This is a genomic window from Pantoea sp. VS1 (assembly GCF_002207995.1).
Taxonomy (GTDB): Bacteria; Pseudomonadota; Gammaproteobacteria; order Enterobacterales; family Enterobacteriaceae; genus Pantoea; species Pantoea dispersa.
The window spans coordinates 1-1249 of sequence record NZ_NHZE01000062.1; the positions used below are offsets into that span (position 1 = coordinate 1).

Consider the following 1249-nt stretch of genomic DNA (forward strand, 5'->3'; position numbering starts at 1 on the left):
CCAGCGATCGCGCACGACCGGCTGAGCCGATATTTCAGCGGGGTGTGTCATAAGAGGAAATTCCGTGGTTGCGGCAGCCGGGCTGCCGGGGTCAGACGTTAATCAGGCCTGCCTGCGGGGGGCAGGCTGAGGCGTACCGCAGCGCACGCGAGGAACGAACAGCCTGCGCAACGCGGGGAGGAAAGGGTTACCGGTTTTCAGTAATACGGGAGCAGAACAATCAGCAGGCAGCCTGACGCGAGCGTCACCATCGCGGCCATGGTAAATTCCAGCACGACGTTAATGCGATCTCTGCGCCACCAGACGTGCCGGAACGCGGCGTCACCGTTCTGCATGGCCGCGTTACGGCGCTCTTTGCGGCGCAGACCACGGTAATCAGCGATCGCCCGCCACCACAGCGTCACCACCACGAGCCCCAGCACGCCCAGCAGCATGCCGTCCGTCAGCGTAAAGCTCAGTTCCCGGTGCCAGTGTGTATCCTGCATATTCTCATCCTTAACCGTTATGCCAGTGTCTGGGCGGTATTCTACGCTGCTTCACCCGTTAACGCCGCAAACGTGCGGAAGGCCCAGCCGCTGTCGTCATCATGCTTATCGCGGACAAAACGAATTTTTCGGTGTGCGTCATAATCTGCTCCTCACTTATCTGTCGTGCTGTCAGCCGTCTGGTGCACCTCACGCCTGATGACATACCAGCCGGCCGCCTCTGCGCCCCGCTGACACCAGTCCGCCCAGCTGCCCGCGTAACCGTCCTCCGCCGCCTGCAGCTGCAAACCTTCCAGCGCCGCTTCACTCCGCAGCGGCGTAATTTGTCGCGAGCGCGCTTTCACAATTGCCGCACCCGCTCGTGCCCGCGTGTCGTACGGTAACGCCACTTTTGCCCGTGCATCGGTGCCGAAGGTGTACCCTTCCGCCTCAATGGCGGCCGCGAAAGCGGCCAGCAGCAGCTGCCAGTACGCGGTTTCCTCATGCGCAAGTGCACGTGCAGCCATCGCCGGACTGCCGAACGGCGCCGGTACGGGAACTGACGTTCCGTGGCGAACGCTGAATGCATCAGTCCGATCCGCCTGCTTTGCAGGGAACACCCTGCTCACACGAACCATCACAATGGACAGCACCAGCAGCATAAGGAATAAACCGACCGCGGGCAGATGATCCGTCAGGTCACCGAGTGCACGAATACTCGCCGGCGAAAGCGAAATTTCCGCGCGACACGCGGGCTCCGGCGCGGGCGCGCTCCAGACCGGCTG

The 1249-nt window shown here is 62.5% G+C and carries 2 protein-coding genes; both read right to left on the reverse strand.

Annotation, left to right across the window (positions count from 1 at the left end; translation table 11 throughout):
- Window positions 1-197: 197 nt before the first annotated feature.
- On the reverse strand, window positions 198-485 hold the full coding sequence (locus CBW22_RS22100; protein ID WP_088517883.1) for a hypothetical protein: 288 nt from the start codon (window positions 483-485) through the stop codon (window positions 198-200).
- 152 nt (window positions 486-637) lie between these two features.
- A partial coding sequence (locus CBW22_RS26550) for a hypothetical protein (protein ID WP_217899536.1) occupies window positions 638-1249 on the reverse strand: 612 nt, incomplete at its 5' end.